Origin of the sequence: Ancylobacter polymorphus (assembly GCF_022836935.1) — a bacterium.
GTDB lineage: Bacteria > Pseudomonadota > Alphaproteobacteria > Rhizobiales > Xanthobacteraceae > Ancylobacter > Ancylobacter polymorphus_A.
This window is the reverse complement of the sequence record NZ_CP083239.1, coordinates 2,365,110-2,379,859: the sequence shown is the minus strand read 5'-3', so window position 1 is coordinate 2,379,859 and position 14,750 is coordinate 2,365,110. Positions and strand designations below refer to the sequence as shown.

The window sequence follows — 14,750 nt, the reverse complement described above, 5'->3', positions numbered from 1 at the left end:
GCCACGAATGGGCGCCCAGTTGATCCGTGCCGACGAGGCGCGCACTCCCCGTCCGATCTGGTGCGTCACGCCGCAGAACTGGCGCGAGGTGGCAAGCGGCCTGCCGGCACCGGCGCTCGCCTTTGGCGAGACCACGGGCTTCAAGGCCGAGGCCGGATCGCTGCTGGTGCTGCCGGCGGCCGATGGCGCCATCGCCGGCGTCCTGTTCGGCTGCGACGGCGCCCCGCGCGACCCGCTGAGCTTCGGCAAGCTCGCCACCGCCCTGCCGGCCGGCGACTATGTCATCGCCCATGCCCCCGTCGATCCCCGGCTCGCTGCGCTCGGTTTTCTGCTCGGCGGCTATCGCTTCACCCGCTACGGCAAGCGGGCGGGCGCCGATGTGCGGCTCGTGGTGCCCGAGGGGACCGACGAGGCCTATCTGCGCCGCACCGCCGAGGCGGTGACGCTGACCCGCGACCTCGTCAACACCCCCGCCAACGACCTCGGCCCCGCCGAAATCGAGGCGGCGGTGCGCACCCTCGCCTCGCGCTTTGGCGGACAGGTGAAGGTGACCACCGGCGACGATCTGCTGGCCGCCAATTTCCCGCTGGTCCATGCCGTCGGCCGTGCCTCTCCGCGCGCGCCCCGCCTCATCGACCTGTCATGGGGCGACCCAAGCGCGCCCAAGGTGACGCTGGTCGGCAAGGGCGTCGCCTTCGACACGGGCGGGCTCGATATCAAGCCGTCCAGCGGCATGCTGCTGATGAAGAAGGATATGGGCGGTGCCGCCAATGCCATCGGCCTCGCACAGATGATCATGGCGCGCGGGCTCAAGCTGCGGCTGCGGCTCATCGTGGCAGCGGTGGAAAACGCCATTGACGGTTCCGCCTTCCGCCCCGGTGACGTGTTCCCCTCGCGAAAGGGCCTCACCGTCGAGATCGGCAACACCGATGCCGAAGGCCGGCTGATCCTTGCCGACGCGCTCAGCCTCGCCGACGAGGAAGCACCGGAATTGCTGATCGACTTCGCCACACTCACCGGCGCCGCCCGCGTCGCGCTGGGGCCGCAACTGCCGCCGGCCTATACCGATGATGAGCCGCTGGCCGCCGACCTCGCCCGCCATGGCGCGGCGGAGGCCGACCCGTCCTGGCGGATGCCGCTGTGGCAGCCCTATGCCTCGATGCTCGACAGCAAGATCGCCGATCTGAACAACGCCCCCGGCAGCGGCTTCGCCGGCTCCATCACCGCCGCGCTGTTCCTGCAGCGCTTCGTCTCCCGCGCCGGGGCGTGGCTGCATCTCGACATCTTCGCCTGGAACCCCACCTCCCGCCCCGGCCGACCGGAAGGCGGCGAGGCGCAGACCATCCGTGCCCTCGACGCGTTGCTGGCCGAGCGCTACGGCTGACGCTGCGGCACAATCGAAACGCCGCTCGCGCGGGTGTTAATGGTTTCTTCGGCGCCGAGCCGCCATAGTCCCGAACAATCCGCAGCCGTAACGATTGCGGATCCGGGGACAGGCCAATGGCGGTCGAGCTGCGTCCATCGCAGGCGTTGCGTCTCCTGCACGAGCTTTCCCTCGCGCAGGTGCGCGACGACGCGCCCGATCTCAGCCAGCGCCAGTTGGCCATCCTCCTCAGCGTCTATCTGGAAGCCCCGCCGCATACGGTACGCGGGCTGGCCGCCCGGCTGGGCGTCACCAAGCCCGTCATCACCCGCGCGCTCGACACGATGGGGCAGCTTCGGCTTGTCTCCCGCCGGCGCGACGAGGCGGATCGACGCAATGTCATCATCCAGCGCACGGTGGAAGGCGCGCTCTACCTGGAGCGGCTCGGCGATCTTGTTGTCGCCACCGCCCGTGCCCTGCCACGCTGAACCTCGCCTCACCTCGCGCAGGAGCGCTCTGTGACCTTCGATCCCCGCCTCACCCCTGCCCGGCCCGACCTCGCTGCGCGCCATCTCCAGGGCGTGGTGACGGCGGAGCGCTTCGTCGAGGGCACAGCCGGCCGCATCGTCCACCCGACCGCACCGGTACGCGCCACGCCGGACCCGCTGGCGCCCTTGACCACGGAAGCGCTCTATGGCGAGGCGGTGACGGTCTATGAGACCACTGCGGAGGGCTGGGCCTGGGGCCAACTCGACGCGGATTCCTATGTCGGCTGGCTCCCGGCCGAGGCGCTCGCGCCAGCCGGCCCGGCGCCGACGCATAAGGTGAGCGCACTGCGCACGCCGGTGTTTCCCGGCCCCTCGATCAAGCTGCCGCCGATCGACCTCCTGTCTTTTGGCAGCCGTCTCGTCATCGCGAGCACGCGGGGGCGTTTCGCAGTGACGGCCGAGGGCGGCTTCGTCTTCGCCGACCATCTCGTGCCGCTCGATGCCTTCGAAGAGGATATCGTCACGGTTGCCGCCCGCTTCCTCGGCGCCGCCTATCTCTGGGGCGGGCGCTCCAGCCTGGGGCTGGACTGTTCCGGCCTGGTGCAGGCGGCGCTCACCGCCTGCGGCCATGCCTGCCCGCGCGACACCGACATGCAGGAGAAAGCGGTAGGGGCAGAAGTGGTGTTCTCCGGCGATCTCGGCGCGTTGCGGCGCGGCGATCTGCTCTACTGGCCCGGCCATGTCGGCATCGTCGAGGACGGCGCGACGCTGCTGCACGCCACCGCGCATTTCATGTCCGTGGTGCGCGAACCGCTGGAACCGGCGCTGGCCCGTATTGAAGCGTCCGGCACGCCGCTGCGCAGCGTTCGGCGGATTTAGCCGTTCGCCGCGACGAAGGCGTCCACCCGCGCCCGGTTCAGCGCGAACCATTGCAGGGCGATCAACACGAAGCCATTGGCGACGGGCGCGGGAGCCGGCGCTGAAAGCACCGCCAGCGCCTCGTCCACCGGCACCAGGAACGGCAGGGTCAGCTCGGTCTCGCCCGGCTCGCCGGCGATGTCGGGCACGGCAGCGGAATCGACCAGCCCCAGATAGATCGTGGCGTGCTCGTCCGTCACGCCGGGGCTGGGAAGGAAGCGGGCCATCGGCAACAGGGCGCGCGGGGCGACACCGATCTCTTCCATGCATTCGCGCCGAGCCGCCACCTCGGCCTCCTCGCCGGGATCGATGAGGCCGGCGGCGATCTCCACCAATTCCCCCTTCCCGGTCGCCAGCTCCGCCCCCAGACGGAACTGGCGGATCAGCACGAAACACGCCGCGCCGGGATCATAGGCCAGCACGCCCACCACCGGCCCGACGCGCAGAATGTCCCTGCGCTGGCGCAACGGTGCCCCGCCTGCCCCGGCAAAGGTGGCGATGAAACGGTGATAGGGGCGGAAGCCGGTTCCGACACTTTCCGGCTCGGTCAGGTCGAGGGCGATAGAGCGATCCGCGAGGTGACCGGCGCCGGCTTTCCCACTCATAGCGGCGCCGTCTCCATGTCGAAGGCCGCGGCGAACAGAGCGCGGGTGTAAGCGGTCTTCGGCTGGGCAAAGAGGTCGGCCGCCGGCCCCTCCTCCACCACCACGCCACCCTTCATCACCATGACCCGCGAGGCCAGAGCCGCGACGACGCGCAGATCATGGCTGATGAACAGATAGGTCAGGCCGCGCCTCTGCTGCAGATCGCGCAGCAGATCGACGATCTGCGCCTGCACGATCATGTCGAGCGCGCTGGTCGGCTCGTCCAGCACGATGAAGGAGGGCTCCAACACGACGGCGCGGGCAATGGCGATGCGCTGGCGCTGACCGCCGGAGAACTCGTGGGGATAGCGGTGGCGCGCCTCGGGATCCAGGCCCACATCGGTGAGCGCGGCGACGACGCGGGCATCGCGCTCGTCGGCAGACAGCCTCGGGTGATGCACGCGCAGCCCCTCGCCGATGATGTCGGCCACCGACATGCGCGGGCTGAGCGAGCCGAACGGATCCTGGAACACCACCTGCATCGCCTGTCGGTGGGCGCGCATCTGCTTGAAACCGAGCCGGTCGATGGGATCGCCCATGAACACGATCGGCCCCTCGCTGGAGATCAGCCGCAGAAGCGCCAGGCCGAGTGTGGTCTTGCCCGAGCCGCTCTCGCCCACCACGCCCAGCGTCTCGCCGCGCCGGATTTCCACCGAGATGCCATCCACCGCCTTGATGTGGCCGACCGTGCGGCGCATCACCCCGGCCTTGATCGGAAACCAGACCTTCAGGCCCGTGGTTTCCAGCACCACCGGCGCCTCGGGATGCGGCGAGGCGGGGTTGCCGCGTGGCTGGGCGGCGATCAGCGCCTGCGTATAGGGATGGCGGGGATGGGCGAAGAGTTCGCCCACAAGACCTTCTTCGACGATCTTGCCATGGTTCATCACGCAGACCCGGTCGGCGATCTTGCGCACGATGCCGAGATCATGGGTGATGAACAGCATGGCCATGCCGAGCCGGCGCTGCAGCTCCTTTAAGAGCTTGAGGATTTGCGCCTGCACGGTCACGTCGAGCGCGGTGGTGGGCTCATCGGCGATGAGCAGTTTCGGCTCATTGGCGAGCGCCATGGCGATCATCACACGCTGGCGCTGGCCGCCGGAAAGCTGGTGCGGATAGGAGCCAAGCCGGGTCTCGGGTTCGGGAATGCCGACCTCGGTGAGCAGTTCGATCACCCGCGCCCGCGCCGCCGGTCCGCGCATGCCGCGATGCAGGAACAGGATTTCGGCGATCTGCTGTTCCACCGTATGCAGCGGGTTCAGCGAACTCATGGGTTCCTGGAACACCATGGTGATGTCGTTGCCGCGCACCCGGCGGATCTCGCGCTCCTCCATGGCGAGCAAATTCTCGCCCTGGAAAAGAACCTCGCCGGAAGGGTGGCTGGCGGCGGGATAGTGCAGCAGCTTGAGAATGGAAAGCGCGGTGACCGACTTGCCCGACCCGCTCTCGCCCACCAGCGCCACCGTCTCGCCGCGGCGGACATCGAAGGAGACGCGATCCACCGCCAGCGTCGACCGCCCGCCCTGGGCAAAGGCGACGGAGAGATCGCGGACGGAGAGCAGGGGGATGTCAGTCATCGAGTTGCGCCAGCAGTTGATCGAGCAGAGCTATGTCGAGATCGACCTTGTTAAAGGCCGGGCGAACCGGCAATCGGAGATCGCCGCTGAGGAAATGCGAACAGCGAGCGATTTCGGCTGTGGCGATGTGGATGGCGTCGGGCAGCCTGACCGAGCGATGGTCGGCCCGAATTTGCGCTGTCGCGAGAAGAACGTCGCGACTGATGGACAGTGCTTCTATAGTGCCCACTGCCTCAAGCAAATCGCGGTAGACATAGACGCGATCGGCATTGTCTTCGCGAAGTGGTCGCACGAGCAGTTCAGCCAACGTCAGCTCACTGGTGACGATAGTTATTTCCTCATCGAAGGCTCGTTCAAGAAGCTCTCCCAACCGTTCCGATACGGGGCCGCCGTTTTCGACCAAGGTGATGAAAGCATTCGCGTCCCAATAAAGCCTCACGACGCTCAATCATCCCACTCGTCGCGAAGCTCCCGGATACGGCGAACGGCCTCCTCGACCGTGACCCCGGTCGGCTTAACCCGTGCCCTTATGTCAGCATAGGTGAGGGGCTTTTTGCGGAACGTCCCGGATTTTTCCTCCGGCACAACCGTCACCCGCACGTGCGTAGCTTCGAGCCCCTCTCGCAGGTCCTCGGGCAGTTTCTCCACCGGATAATGTTCGCGCACGATCTTGTTCATGGCTCTCGCTCCATCAACGACGATCCTACCACACCTCACTGGAAGGTCTTCCGCGGGTCGAAGGCGTCGCGCACGGCTTCGCCGATGAAGATAAGCAGGCTCAGCATGATGGCGAGGGTGAAGAAGCCGGTGAGGCCAAGCCAGGGCGCCTGCACATTGGCCTTGCCCTGCGCCAGCAACTCGCCAAGCGAAGGCGAGCCGGGCGGCAGGCCGAAGCCGAGGAAATCCAGCGCGGTGAGCGTCATCACCGAGGAGGAGACGATGAAGGGCAGCATGGTCAGCGTCGCGACCATCGCGTTGGGCAGCATGTGCCGCCACATCAGCACCGCGTTGGAAACGCCGAGCGCCCGTGCCGCCTGCACATATTCGAAGTTGCGCGCGCGCAGGAACTCCGCCCGCACCAGCCCCACAAGCGCCACCCAGGAGAACAGCAGCAGAATCCCGAGCAGCACCCAGAAGCCGGGGGCGAGGATGGAGGAGATGATGAGCAGCAGATAGAGCGCCGGAATGGCGGTCCATATCTCGATGAACCGCTGGAAGATGAGGTCGGTCCAGCCGCCGAAATAGCCCTGCACCGCGCCCGCCGCCACGCCGACGACGGACGAGATCAGCGTGAGGATCAGGCCGAACAGCACCGACAGGCGGAAACCGTAGATCAGCCGGGCCAGCACGTCGCGGCCCTGATCATCCGTGCCGAGCCAATTCCACTCCAGCGCGTCGCAGCCGCCGGTGCGGCCGAGCTTCTCCACGACAGGCGCGCATTGCGCCTCGGTCAGCATCCAGGTCGGGGGCGAAGGGGCCGGTGTCGGCAGGTCGAGATTATGGGTGGAATAGGAGTAGCGGATCGGCGGCCACAGCATCCAGCCGCCCTTCTCGCGGATCAGATTCTGCAAATAGGGGTCGCGGTAGTCCGCCTCGGTCTCGAAATCGCCGCCGAAGGTGGTCTCAGGGTAGGCGACGAGGCCGGGGAAATAATAGCCGCCGTCATATTCCACCAGGAACGGCTTGTCGTTGGCGATGAACTCCGCCCCGAGGCTGAGGATGAACAGCACCGCAAAAATCCAGAAGCTCCACCAGCCGCGCCGGTTACGCTTGAAATTGGCGAGGCGGCGCTGGTTCAGCGGCGAGAGCCACGGGCGGCGCGGCGCGGCGGAGGCGGCGGGGTTGGTCGGCACGGCGGCGTTGGCGTCCATGTTCAGACGTCCCGCGTATCGAAGTCGATGCGCGGATCGACCCAGGTATAGGTGAGGTCGGAAATGAGGTTCACCACCAGCCCCACCAGCGAGAAGATGTAGAGATTGGCGAACACCACGGGATAGTCGCGGTTGAGCACGCTCTCGAAGCCGAGCAGGCCGAGCCCGTCGAGCGAGAAGATGGTCTCGATCAGCAGCGAGCCGGTGAAGAAGGCGCCGACGAAGGCGCCGGGAAAGCCGGCGATGACGATCAGCATGGCATTACGGAACACGTGGCCGTAAAGCACGCGCCGCTCGGAAAGCCCCTTCATCCGCGCGGTGACGACATATTGCTTCCTGATCTCGTCGAGGAACGAATTCTTGGTCAGCAAGGCGGTGGTGGCGAAGGCCCCGAGCACCATGGCGGTGATGGGCAGCACCAGGTGCCAGAAATAATCGAGGATCTTTCCGGTCAGCGAAAGCTGCTCCCAATTGTCGGACGTGAGGCCGCGCAAAGGGAACCACGAGAAGAACGAGCCACCGGCGAACAGGATGACCAGCAGGATGGCGAACAGGAAGCCCGGTATCGCATAGCCGACCACGATGACCGCCGAGGTCCACATGTCGAAGCGCGAGCCGTCGCGCACAGCCTTGGCAATGCCGAGCGGGATGGAAATGCCGTAGCTGATCAGCATCATCCACAGGCCGAGCGAGATCGACACCGGCATTTTCTCGATAACGAGGTCGATCACCGAGACATCGCGGAAGTAGGAGCGGCCGAAATCGAAGCGGGCATAGTCCCACATCATCTTGAAGAAGCGCTCATGCGCCGGCTTGTCGAAGCCGAATTGCCGCTCCAGTTCCTTGATGAAGGCGGGGTCCAGCCCCTGCGCGCCGCGATATTTCGAGGAGACGGGATCGCCCCCCGGCGCGCTCTGCGGCATGCCGCCGAAATCGCCGCCGCTACCGGAGATGCGGGCGGTGGCCGAACTCCCCTGCCCGGTCAGCTCGGCAATCATCCGCTCAACCGGCCCGCCAGGCGCGAACTGCACCACCACGAAGGAAATCAGCATGATGCCGATCACGGTCGGCACCATCAGCGCGATGCGTCGGACGATATAGGCGAGCATTCGGTCGGGTTTCTCCGCGAGGCGGGTTCAAGGTGGCGGGCGGCCGGGGCCGCGTCAACTTAACGTCCGTTCATGCGCGACAACGGCGCCGCCGGCTTCACCCCGCCGAGCGCGTGCGCGGCGACCAGATGTCCGGTATGGCGCGGGCATAGGTGGGGCGCGGCGCGCTCGGCCAGCCGAACTCGTCCCAGAAGGCGATGCGGAACTCGGCCGAGTACCATTGCGGCACCCAGTAGCGCCCGGCCCGCAGGCGACGGTCGAGCACGCGGCAGGCGGTGCGCAGCTGGTCGCGCGTCGGCGCCGCGATCACCTCCTCGATCAAAAGATCAACCACCGGATCGGCGATGCCGGAGAGGTTGTTGGAGCCCGGAATGGAGGCCGCCGCCGAGCCGAAATAATTGCGCAGCGATTCGCCCGGTACGGTGGAGACGGAGAAGCGCCGCACCGTGGTGTCGAAGTCGAAATCGTTGAGCCGGCGCTGATATTGCGGCGAGTCGACCAGGCGGAAATGTGCCTCGATACCGAGCAGCTTGAGGTTTTTGATGAAGGGCGCGGTGTGGCGTTCCAGCCCGTTCTCGTCGTCGAGGAACTCGATGGAAAGCCCGTTTCCCTGTGGGTCGACGAGGCGGCCATCCTTGATGACCCATCCCGCCTCGCGCAGCAGCTGCGTAGCCTTGCGCAGCAAAGCGCGGTCCTGGCCGGAGCCATCGGAGACCGGCGGGCTCCAGGGGGGCGCCTTGAGCACGGCGATGTCTTCCGGGGTGAGCCGGCCGGCGATACGCTCGATCAGCGCGAGTTCGTCCGGCCCGGCCGGGCCTTCCGCTTCGAGGTCGGAATTCTCGAAAAAGGATGTCGTGCGCTTATAGGCATCGAACATCAGGTTCTTGTTGGTCCACTCGAAATCGAAGGCGTAGGATAGCGCCTCGCGCACGCGCGGATCGGCGAATTTCGGCCGGCGCAGATTGAGAAACCAGCCCTGCGCCCCGGAGGGCGTGCGATCGGGCAGGATCTCGCGCTTCACCTTGCCCTCGTTCAGCGCCGGGAAATTATAGCCCGTGGCCCAGCTTCGGGCGGTGAATTCCTGCCGGAACAGATAGGCCCGCGCCTTGAACGCCTCGAAGCCGACCTCGCGGTCGCGGAAATACTCGTAGCGCAGTACGTCGAAATTGTTCACACCGATATTCACCGGCAGCCCGTTGCCCCAATAGGCGGGGTCGCGGCGATATTCGATGTAACGGCCGACCTCGAACGGACCCACGCGATAAGGGCCGGAACCGAGCGGCACGTCCAGCGTGCTCGCGTCGAAGGGACGGGCGCTGTAATAGGCCTTGGAGAAGATCGGCAGCGAGGCCGCGAACAGCGGCACGTCGCGCGCCCGCGTCGGCGCGAAGCGCAGCACGGCGACCTCCTCGCCCTCCGCCTGCGCGCTCACGAGATCACGCAGATTCTGCGCGATGACGGGATGGCCCTTTTCCTTCAACAGGGTGAGCGAGAAGGCGACATCCTCGGCGGTGAGCTTCGAGCCGTCATGGAAGCGCGCCTGCGGGCGCAGGCGGAAGCGGTAGAGCGTACCGTCCTCCGACACGGAGACACTCTGCGCCACCAGCCCGTACAGCGCGTCCGGCTCGTCATAGGCGCGCGTCATCAGCGTGTCGAAGAGCAGTTCGACGCCCTGCGCGGCATCGCCCTTGAGGATGTAGCCGTTCAGCGTGTTGAAGGTCTGGAACGACTGGTTGAAGGCGATGGTGGGGCCGATTTGCGAGAAGGTGCCGCCCTTCGGAGACGCCGGATCGACATAGTCGAAATGGGCGAAATCGGCGGGGTATTTCAGATCGCCGAAAATGGAGAGGCCGTGGCGCTCCGGCCCGAGAGCCGCGGCCGGTGCGGCACTGGGCGCGCCGGGCGCCGGCTGCGCCACGGCGCGGCGGCCGAGCCAGGGCAAGGCTACGGTACCGGCCGCCAGCGCCATCAGAGCACGGCGGGAGAGCGGGGCCGACAGCAGCCCGCTCATCGTGCCGCCCCGGTCTTGGCCGCCTTCTCCGCGTCCCACCACCAGATGGCCGGGAAGGCGTCGCCGCCATATTCCGGCATCTTCTCGGGATGGCTGAAGCGGTTCCAGCGTGCTGTGCGGGTGTTGGGGTAGGTCCAGCTCGGGATCACATAGTCATGCGCCAGCAGCACCCGGTCGAGCGCATGGGTCGCGGCGACGAGTTCCTCGCGGTCCTTGGCGTAAATCACCTTCTCGATCAGGGCGTCGATGCCGGGGTCCTTGATGCCGGCATGGTTGCCCGATCCCGCACGGTCAGCGGCGCTGGAACCCCAGAAGTCGCGCTGCTCATTGCCGGGCGAGAGCGACTGTCCCCAGCCGGCGATGATCATGTCGTAGTCGCGGGCACGCAGGCGGTTGATGTATTGGGAGGAATCGACCTGACGGACGGTGACGGTGATCCCGAGCCGTTCCAGCGACGGCTTGTAGAACAGGGCGACGCGCTCGAAGGCCGGGTTGCCGATCAGAATCTCAAGCGTGAAGGGCTCGCCCTTGGCGTTCACCAGCTTGCCGTCCTTCACGTCATAGCCGGCCGCACGCAGAAGCTGCGCCGCCTCGCGCAGATTGGAGCGGCGAATACCCTCGCTGCCCGAGGGCGGGTTCTCATAAGGCTTGGTGAAGACGCTTTCAGGGATCTTGTCGCGGACGCTCTCCAGAATCTCCAGCTCCTTGCCTGTCGGCAGGCCCGAAGAGGCGAGCTCGGTGTTCTGGAAATAGCTCGAGGTGCGCTTGTACTGACCGAAGAACAACGTGCGGTTCATGCCCTCGAAATCGAGCGCAAAGTTCAGCGCCCGCCGCACCCGCTGGTCCTGGAACTTCTCGCGCCGCAGATTGGGGATGAAGGCCTGCATCGAACCGAAGGAACGGTTGGGGAACTCCTCGAGGATGACCTTGCCTTCCTTCACCGCCGGAAAATTATAGGCAGTGGCCCAGTCCTTGGCCGAGGACTCGATGCGGAAATCATATTGGTCGCCCTTGAAGGCTTCGAGTTCCACCGTTGAATCGCGGAAATACTCGTAGCGCTGCTCGGCGAAATTATTGGTACCGATATTCACCGGCAGGTCCTTGCCCCAATAATCCGGCACGCGCTCGAAGGAGATGGAACGGCCCGGCTGCACCTGCTTGACCTTATAGGGGCCCGAGCCGAGCGGCACTTCCAGCGTGCCCTGGCTGATGTCGCGCGGCTTGCCGTCCGGACCATTCGCCGTCCACCAGTGCTTGGGCATGATGCGCAGCTGGCCGACGATCTGCGGCAGTTCACGGTTGCCCGCCTGATCGAAGGTGAAGGTCACCTCACGCTCGCCGGTAACGGCGGCGCCCTTCACATGGCTGTAGTAATAGGCTTGGCGGGGGTTGTTCTTGGTCATCTGCTCGAACGACCACACCACATCCTCGGCGGTGATCGGCTGGCCGTCATGCCATTTCGCCTCCGGGCGCAGGCGATAGGTGACGGACGAGAAGTCAGCGGGATAGCGCACACTCTCGGCGATCAGGCCGTATTCCGTGGCCACCTCGTCAGAGGCCGGGCTCATCAGCGTGTCGTAGATGAGGTGCAGCCCAGCCGCCGCCGCGCCACGTGGAATGATGTCGTTCAGCGAATCGAAGGTGCCGTCGACGGACTGCCTCACGAGGCCAGTCTTCGGCGCGTCGGGGTTCACATAGTCGAAATGCTTGAAGTCGGCCGGGTATTTCGGCTCGCCCATCAGGGAGAGGCCGTGCTTCCACTCGCCGGCACTTGCCGTCGATGTGGCGGGGGCGGCAGGTGCCGCCTCCTGCGCCAGCGCCGGACCGGCGAGACCGATGCCGAGAAGGGCGACGGCGAGCGACCGGGTCATCGTCCCGCTCCATGCCGGAGGACGCCAGCCGGGGGCGGCGGGGCGGTCGGGGCGGTGGAGACGGATCATGCGCTTTCATCCCTCTGGCACGTCGGAAGGCGGGACCGTTCGGGTCCTCGCGACGGATTATGGACAGTGGCGTCGAATAAGAAGAGGTCAGTCCGGAAAAGAATAAGGCCGGCGACGCAAAGCGCCGCCGGCCTGACGTGATCGTGAAAGCCGCGCCCCGTGGGGCGCACGCCTCAGGGCGTGGCCGGCGCCGCCGGAGCGGGCTGGGCCGGAGCCGTTTCCGCCGGAGCGGGGGCCGCCGGAGCCGCGGGCGCAGGGGCCGCTTCGGGTGCAGGAGCAGCCGGGGCCGGAGCGGCCGGAGCCGGGGTCGCCTCAGGCGCCGGAGTGGCGGGCGCGGGAACGGTGGTCGCCGGCGCGGCGGAGCCAGCGGGCGGCGGCACGTTGCCGCCCGTCTCGCCGGAAGCCGGCTGGGTGGCGGCGGGCTCGGCAGCGGCAGGAGTCGCTTCCGGCGAGGGCAGCGGCAGCGGGCTGTGCGAGAGCGTGTTGAGATAGGCGATCAGGTCGGCGCGATCGGTGTCCTTGGCGATACCGGCAAAGCCCATCGCCGTGCCGGGAATGTCGGCCTTCGGATTCTTGATGAAGTCGCTGAGGTCCTGGAACGTCCAGTTGCCGCCATGGGCCTTCATCGCCGCGGAATAGGCGAAGCCCTCGACGCCACCGACCGGGCGGCCGACGATGCCATAGAGATCCGGGCCGACCTTGGCGCCGGCGCCTTCCACGAAATTGTGGCAGGCGGCGCACTTCTTGGCCTGGGCCTCGCCCTTCTCCGGGCTGGCGGCGGCGAGCAGCTGCGCGAGCGGAACCGCGGCCGGCGCGGCCTGCGCCTCGCCGGTCATTTCCTCCTGCACGGCGATCTCGTAGCCGGCCTTCTCAGGCCCGTGGCTGGAGAACAGAATGTCGGCGAACACATTCAGACCGAGCGTGAACGTGAGCACGCCCAGGACCGCACCAGCAACCTTGTTCAGCTCGAAGCTGTCCATCGAAATATTCGCTCCCTCACCCGGCACCGCGACCATCCGGCTGGTCCGCCGATACCCCGCGCGCAATGTATCAGCGCTCGCTTGCGACCGCCAATGGCGCGCGGGAACTAATCATTTTGACGGTTGACGTGCAACCCGTATAAGCGCGCTGCGGTGCTACGTTTCGCCACTCTGAGAGGGGCGCCGGCACCTTCCAGCACGATGACGGGGCTCCCGAATGTCCTCGCAGGACACAGTTATTCTTATTCCAGCCCGCATGGCTTCGACCCGGCTGCCGGGAAAGCCGCTCGCCGATCTCGGTGGCCGCCCGATGATCGTCGAGGTGGCGCGGCGTTCCGCCGCGGCGCAGATCGGCCGCGTGGTGGTGGCGACCGACGATGAGGGCGTGCGCGCCGCCGTGGAGAAGGCCGGCTTCGAAGTGGCGATGACCCGCGCCGACCATGCCAGCGGCTCGGACCGAATCTTCGAGGCGCTCGGGCGCATCGATCCGGCAGGCCGGGTGGCCCGCATCGTCAATGTGCAGGGCGACCTGCCGACCATCGACCCCGCGCTCATCCGTGCCGCGCTCGACCTGCTCGACGATCCGGCTGTGGATATCGGCACGCTGGCCGCCGAGATCACCGAAGCGGGCGAACGCACCAACCCGAATGTGGTGAAGGCGGTGGGCAGCCCGCTCAGCGCCACACGGCTGCGCGCCCTCTATTTCACCCGCGCCACCGCCCCCTATGGCGAGGGTCCGCTGTTCCACCATATCGGCCTCTATGCCTATCGGCGCCGCGCCCTTGAGCGCTTCGTCGCCCTGCCGCCCTCCGCGCTGGAGAGCCGCGAGAAGCTGGAGCAACTGCGCGCGCTGGAAGCCGGCATGCGGATCGATGTCGCCATCGTCGACACCGTGCCGCTCGGTGTCGACACGCCGGACGATCTCGAAAAGGCGCGCCTCATGCTCGCGCGCGAATCAACGTGAAGGACGCTGCCATGACGACCCGCCGCACCATCGTCTTCCAGGGCGAGCCGGGCGCGAACTCGCATATCGCCTGCCGCGAGGTCTATCCCACCCACGAGGCCGTGCCCTGCGCCACCTTCGAGGACGCTTTCGCTGCGCTGCAGAATGGCGAGGCCGATCTCGGCATGATCCCGATCGAGAATTCGGTCGCCGGGCGGGTGGCGGATATTCACCACCTGATGCCGACGTCCGGCCTCACCATCATCGGCGAGTTCTTCCTGCCGCTCTCCCATCAGCTTATGGCCGTTCCCGGCGCCACGCTGGCGACGGTCAAGTCGGCGGAGAGCCATGTGATGGCGCTCGGCCAATGCCGCAACATCATCCGCAAGCTCGGGCTGAAGGCCATTGTCGGCGCCGACACCGCCGGCTCGGCCCGGCTGGTGGCGGAAGCGCAGGACCCGAGCCGCGCCGCCATCGCCTCCCGCCTCGCGGCGGAGATCTACGGGCTGGATATCATCGCCGAGAACATCGAGGACGAGGCGCACAACACAACCCGCTTCGTCATCCTCGCCAAGGATGGCGACTGGGCGCCGGCCAATAACGGACCGACCGTCACCACCTTCGTGTTCCGGGTGCGCAACGTGCCGGCGGCGCTGTACAAGGCGATGGGCGGCTTCGCCACCAATGGCGTGAACATGACCAAGCTGGAATCCTACCAGCTCGACGGCGAGTTCTTCGCCACCCAGTTCTATGCCGATGTCGATGGCCACCCCGAGGACGCCAATCTCAAGCTGGCGCTGGAGGAACTGTCGTTCTTCTCCAAGGAAGTGCGCATTCTCGGCGTCTATCCCGCCCACCCCTACCGCGTGGCGCTGCGGGCCTGAAAAAGCAAAGGCCCGGCGCAGGACC

The 14,750-nt window shown here is 66.8% G+C and carries 14 protein-coding genes; 5 read left to right on the top strand and 9 right to left on the bottom strand.

Annotated elements, in window-relative coordinates; translation table 11 throughout:
- Positions 1–7 precede the first annotated feature (7 nt).
- From K9D25_RS11215 to K9D25_RS11205, 3 genes are all read left to right on the top strand, one after another.
- Positions 8–1,384 (top strand): leucyl aminopeptidase family protein, encoded by a 1,377-nt coding sequence (locus K9D25_RS11215; RefSeq protein ID WP_244375216.1) that lies wholly within the window; start codon positions 8–10, stop codon positions 1,382–1,384.
- Between the two features lie 116 nt (positions 1,385–1,500).
- Positions 1,501–1,851, top strand: a complete 351-nt coding sequence (locus tag K9D25_RS11210) for a MarR family transcriptional regulator (RefSeq protein WP_244375215.1) — start codon at positions 1,501–1,503, stop codon at positions 1,849–1,851.
- Between the two features lie 30 nt (positions 1,852–1,881).
- Positions 1,882–2,730, top strand: coding sequence for a C40 family peptidase (locus K9D25_RS11205; RefSeq protein ID WP_244375214.1), 849 nt, complete (start codon positions 1,882–1,884; stop codon positions 2,728–2,730).
- Here the strand turns inward: K9D25_RS11205 and K9D25_RS11200 are convergent.
- The 9 genes from K9D25_RS11200 to K9D25_RS11160 form a co-directional block, all read right to left on the bottom strand.
- Entirely contained in the window at positions 2,727–3,374 is a 648-nt protein-coding gene (locus K9D25_RS11200; RefSeq protein WP_244375213.1) for an NUDIX domain-containing protein, read from the bottom strand. The genes K9D25_RS11205 and K9D25_RS11200 overlap by 4 nt on opposite strands.
- A complete protein-coding gene (locus tag K9D25_RS11195; RefSeq protein ID WP_244375212.1) occupies positions 3,371–4,987 on the bottom strand; it encodes an ABC transporter ATP-binding protein in 1,617 nt (538 codons plus the stop codon). Before K9D25_RS11195 ends, K9D25_RS11200 begins: the two co-directional genes overlap by 4 nt.
- A complete protein-coding gene (locus K9D25_RS11190) occupies positions 4,980–5,426 on the bottom strand; it encodes a type II toxin-antitoxin system VapC family toxin (protein ID WP_244450850.1) in 447 nt (148 codons plus the stop codon). Before K9D25_RS11190 ends, K9D25_RS11195 begins: the two co-directional genes overlap by 8 nt.
- Positions 5,427–5,431: 5 nt before the next feature.
- A complete protein-coding gene (locus K9D25_RS11185; protein WP_244375211.1) occupies positions 5,432–5,665 on the bottom strand; it encodes a hypothetical protein in 234 nt (77 codons plus the stop codon).
- A 35-nt stretch (positions 5,666–5,700) separates the two neighbouring features.
- The gene (locus K9D25_RS11180; protein WP_244375210.1) at positions 5,701–6,858 is read right to left on the bottom strand and encodes an ABC transporter permease; all 1,158 of its coding nucleotides are present in this window, start codon (positions 6,856–6,858) and stop codon (positions 5,701–5,703) included.
- A gap of 2 nt (positions 6,859–6,860) precedes the next feature.
- Positions 6,861–7,967, bottom strand: coding sequence for a microcin C ABC transporter permease YejB (locus tag K9D25_RS11175; RefSeq protein WP_244375209.1), 1,107 nt, complete (start codon positions 7,965–7,967; stop codon positions 6,861–6,863).
- 97 nt (positions 7,968–8,064) lie between these two features.
- Positions 8,065–9,978 carry an extracellular solute-binding protein gene (locus tag K9D25_RS11170; RefSeq protein ID WP_244375208.1) on the bottom strand — a complete coding sequence of 638 codons (1,914 nt, stop codon included), beginning with the start codon at positions 9,976–9,978 and terminating at the stop codon, positions 8,065–8,067.
- On the bottom strand, positions 9,975–11,849 hold the full coding sequence (locus tag K9D25_RS11165) for an extracellular solute-binding protein (protein WP_244375207.1): 1,875 nt from the start codon (positions 11,847–11,849) through the stop codon (positions 9,975–9,977). Before K9D25_RS11165 ends, K9D25_RS11170 begins: the two co-directional genes overlap by 4 nt.
- Positions 11,850–12,091: 242 nt before the next feature.
- On the bottom strand, positions 12,092–12,898 hold the full coding sequence (locus K9D25_RS11160; protein ID WP_244375206.1) for a c-type cytochrome: 807 nt from the start codon (positions 12,896–12,898) through the stop codon (positions 12,092–12,094).
- A gap of 217 nt (positions 12,899–13,115) precedes the next feature.
- Between K9D25_RS11160 and K9D25_RS11155 the strand changes: the two genes are divergently transcribed.
- Both K9D25_RS11155 and K9D25_RS11150 read left to right on the top strand, forming a co-directional pair.
- The gene (locus tag K9D25_RS11155) at positions 13,116–13,862 is read left to right on the top strand and encodes a 3-deoxy-manno-octulosonate cytidylyltransferase (RefSeq protein WP_279613733.1); all 747 of its coding nucleotides are present in this window, start codon (positions 13,116–13,118) and stop codon (positions 13,860–13,862) included.
- Positions 13,863–13,873: 11 nt separating this feature from the next.
- Entirely contained in the window at positions 13,874–14,725 is an 852-nt protein-coding gene (locus K9D25_RS11150) for a prephenate dehydratase (RefSeq protein ID WP_244375204.1), read from the top strand.
- Positions 14,726–14,750 lie beyond the last annotated feature (25 nt).

Bases quoted from the DNA above. Each gene is read 5' to 3' on its own strand.
- K9D25_RS11200 (WP_244375213.1), bottom strand. From the start codon at position 3,374: ATGAGTGGGAAAGCCGGCGCCGGTCACCTCGCGGATCGCTCTATCGCC.
- K9D25_RS11210 (WP_244375215.1), top strand. From the start codon at position 1,501: ATGGCGGTCGAGCTGCGTCCATCGCAGGCGTTGCGTCTCCTGCACGAG.
- K9D25_RS11180 (WP_244375210.1), bottom strand. From the start codon at position 6,858: ATGGACGCCAACGCCGCCGTGCCGACCAACCCCGCCGCCTCCGCCGCG.
- K9D25_RS11150 (WP_244375204.1), top strand. From the start codon at position 13,874: ATGACGACCCGCCGCACCATCGTCTTCCAGGGCGAGCCGGGCGCGAAC.
- K9D25_RS11165 (WP_244375207.1), bottom strand. From the start codon at position 11,849: ATGACCCGGTCGCTCGCCGTCGCCCTTCTCGGCATCGGTCTCGCCGGT.
- K9D25_RS11195 (WP_244375212.1), bottom strand. From the start codon at position 4,987: ATGACTGACATCCCCCTGCTCTCCGTCCGCGATCTCTCCGTCGCCTTT.
- K9D25_RS11215 (WP_244375216.1), top strand. From the start codon at position 8: ATGGGCGCCCAGTTGATCCGTGCCGACGAGGCGCGCACTCCCCGTCCG.
- K9D25_RS11170 (WP_244375208.1), bottom strand. From the start codon at position 9,978: ATGAGCGGGCTGCTGTCGGCCCCGCTCTCCCGCCGTGCTCTGATGGCG.
- K9D25_RS11185 (WP_244375211.1), bottom strand. From the start codon at position 5,665: ATGAACAAGATCGTGCGCGAACATTATCCGGTGGAGAAACTGCCCGAG.
- K9D25_RS11160 (WP_244375206.1), bottom strand. From the start codon at position 12,898: ATGGACAGCTTCGAGCTGAACAAGGTTGCTGGTGCGGTCCTGGGCGTG.
- K9D25_RS11175 (WP_244375209.1), bottom strand. From the start codon at position 7,967: ATGCTCGCCTATATCGTCCGACGCATCGCGCTGATGGTGCCGACCGTG.
- K9D25_RS11155 (WP_279613733.1), top strand. From the start codon at position 13,116: ATGTCCTCGCAGGACACAGTTATTCTTATTCCAGCCCGCATGGCTTCG.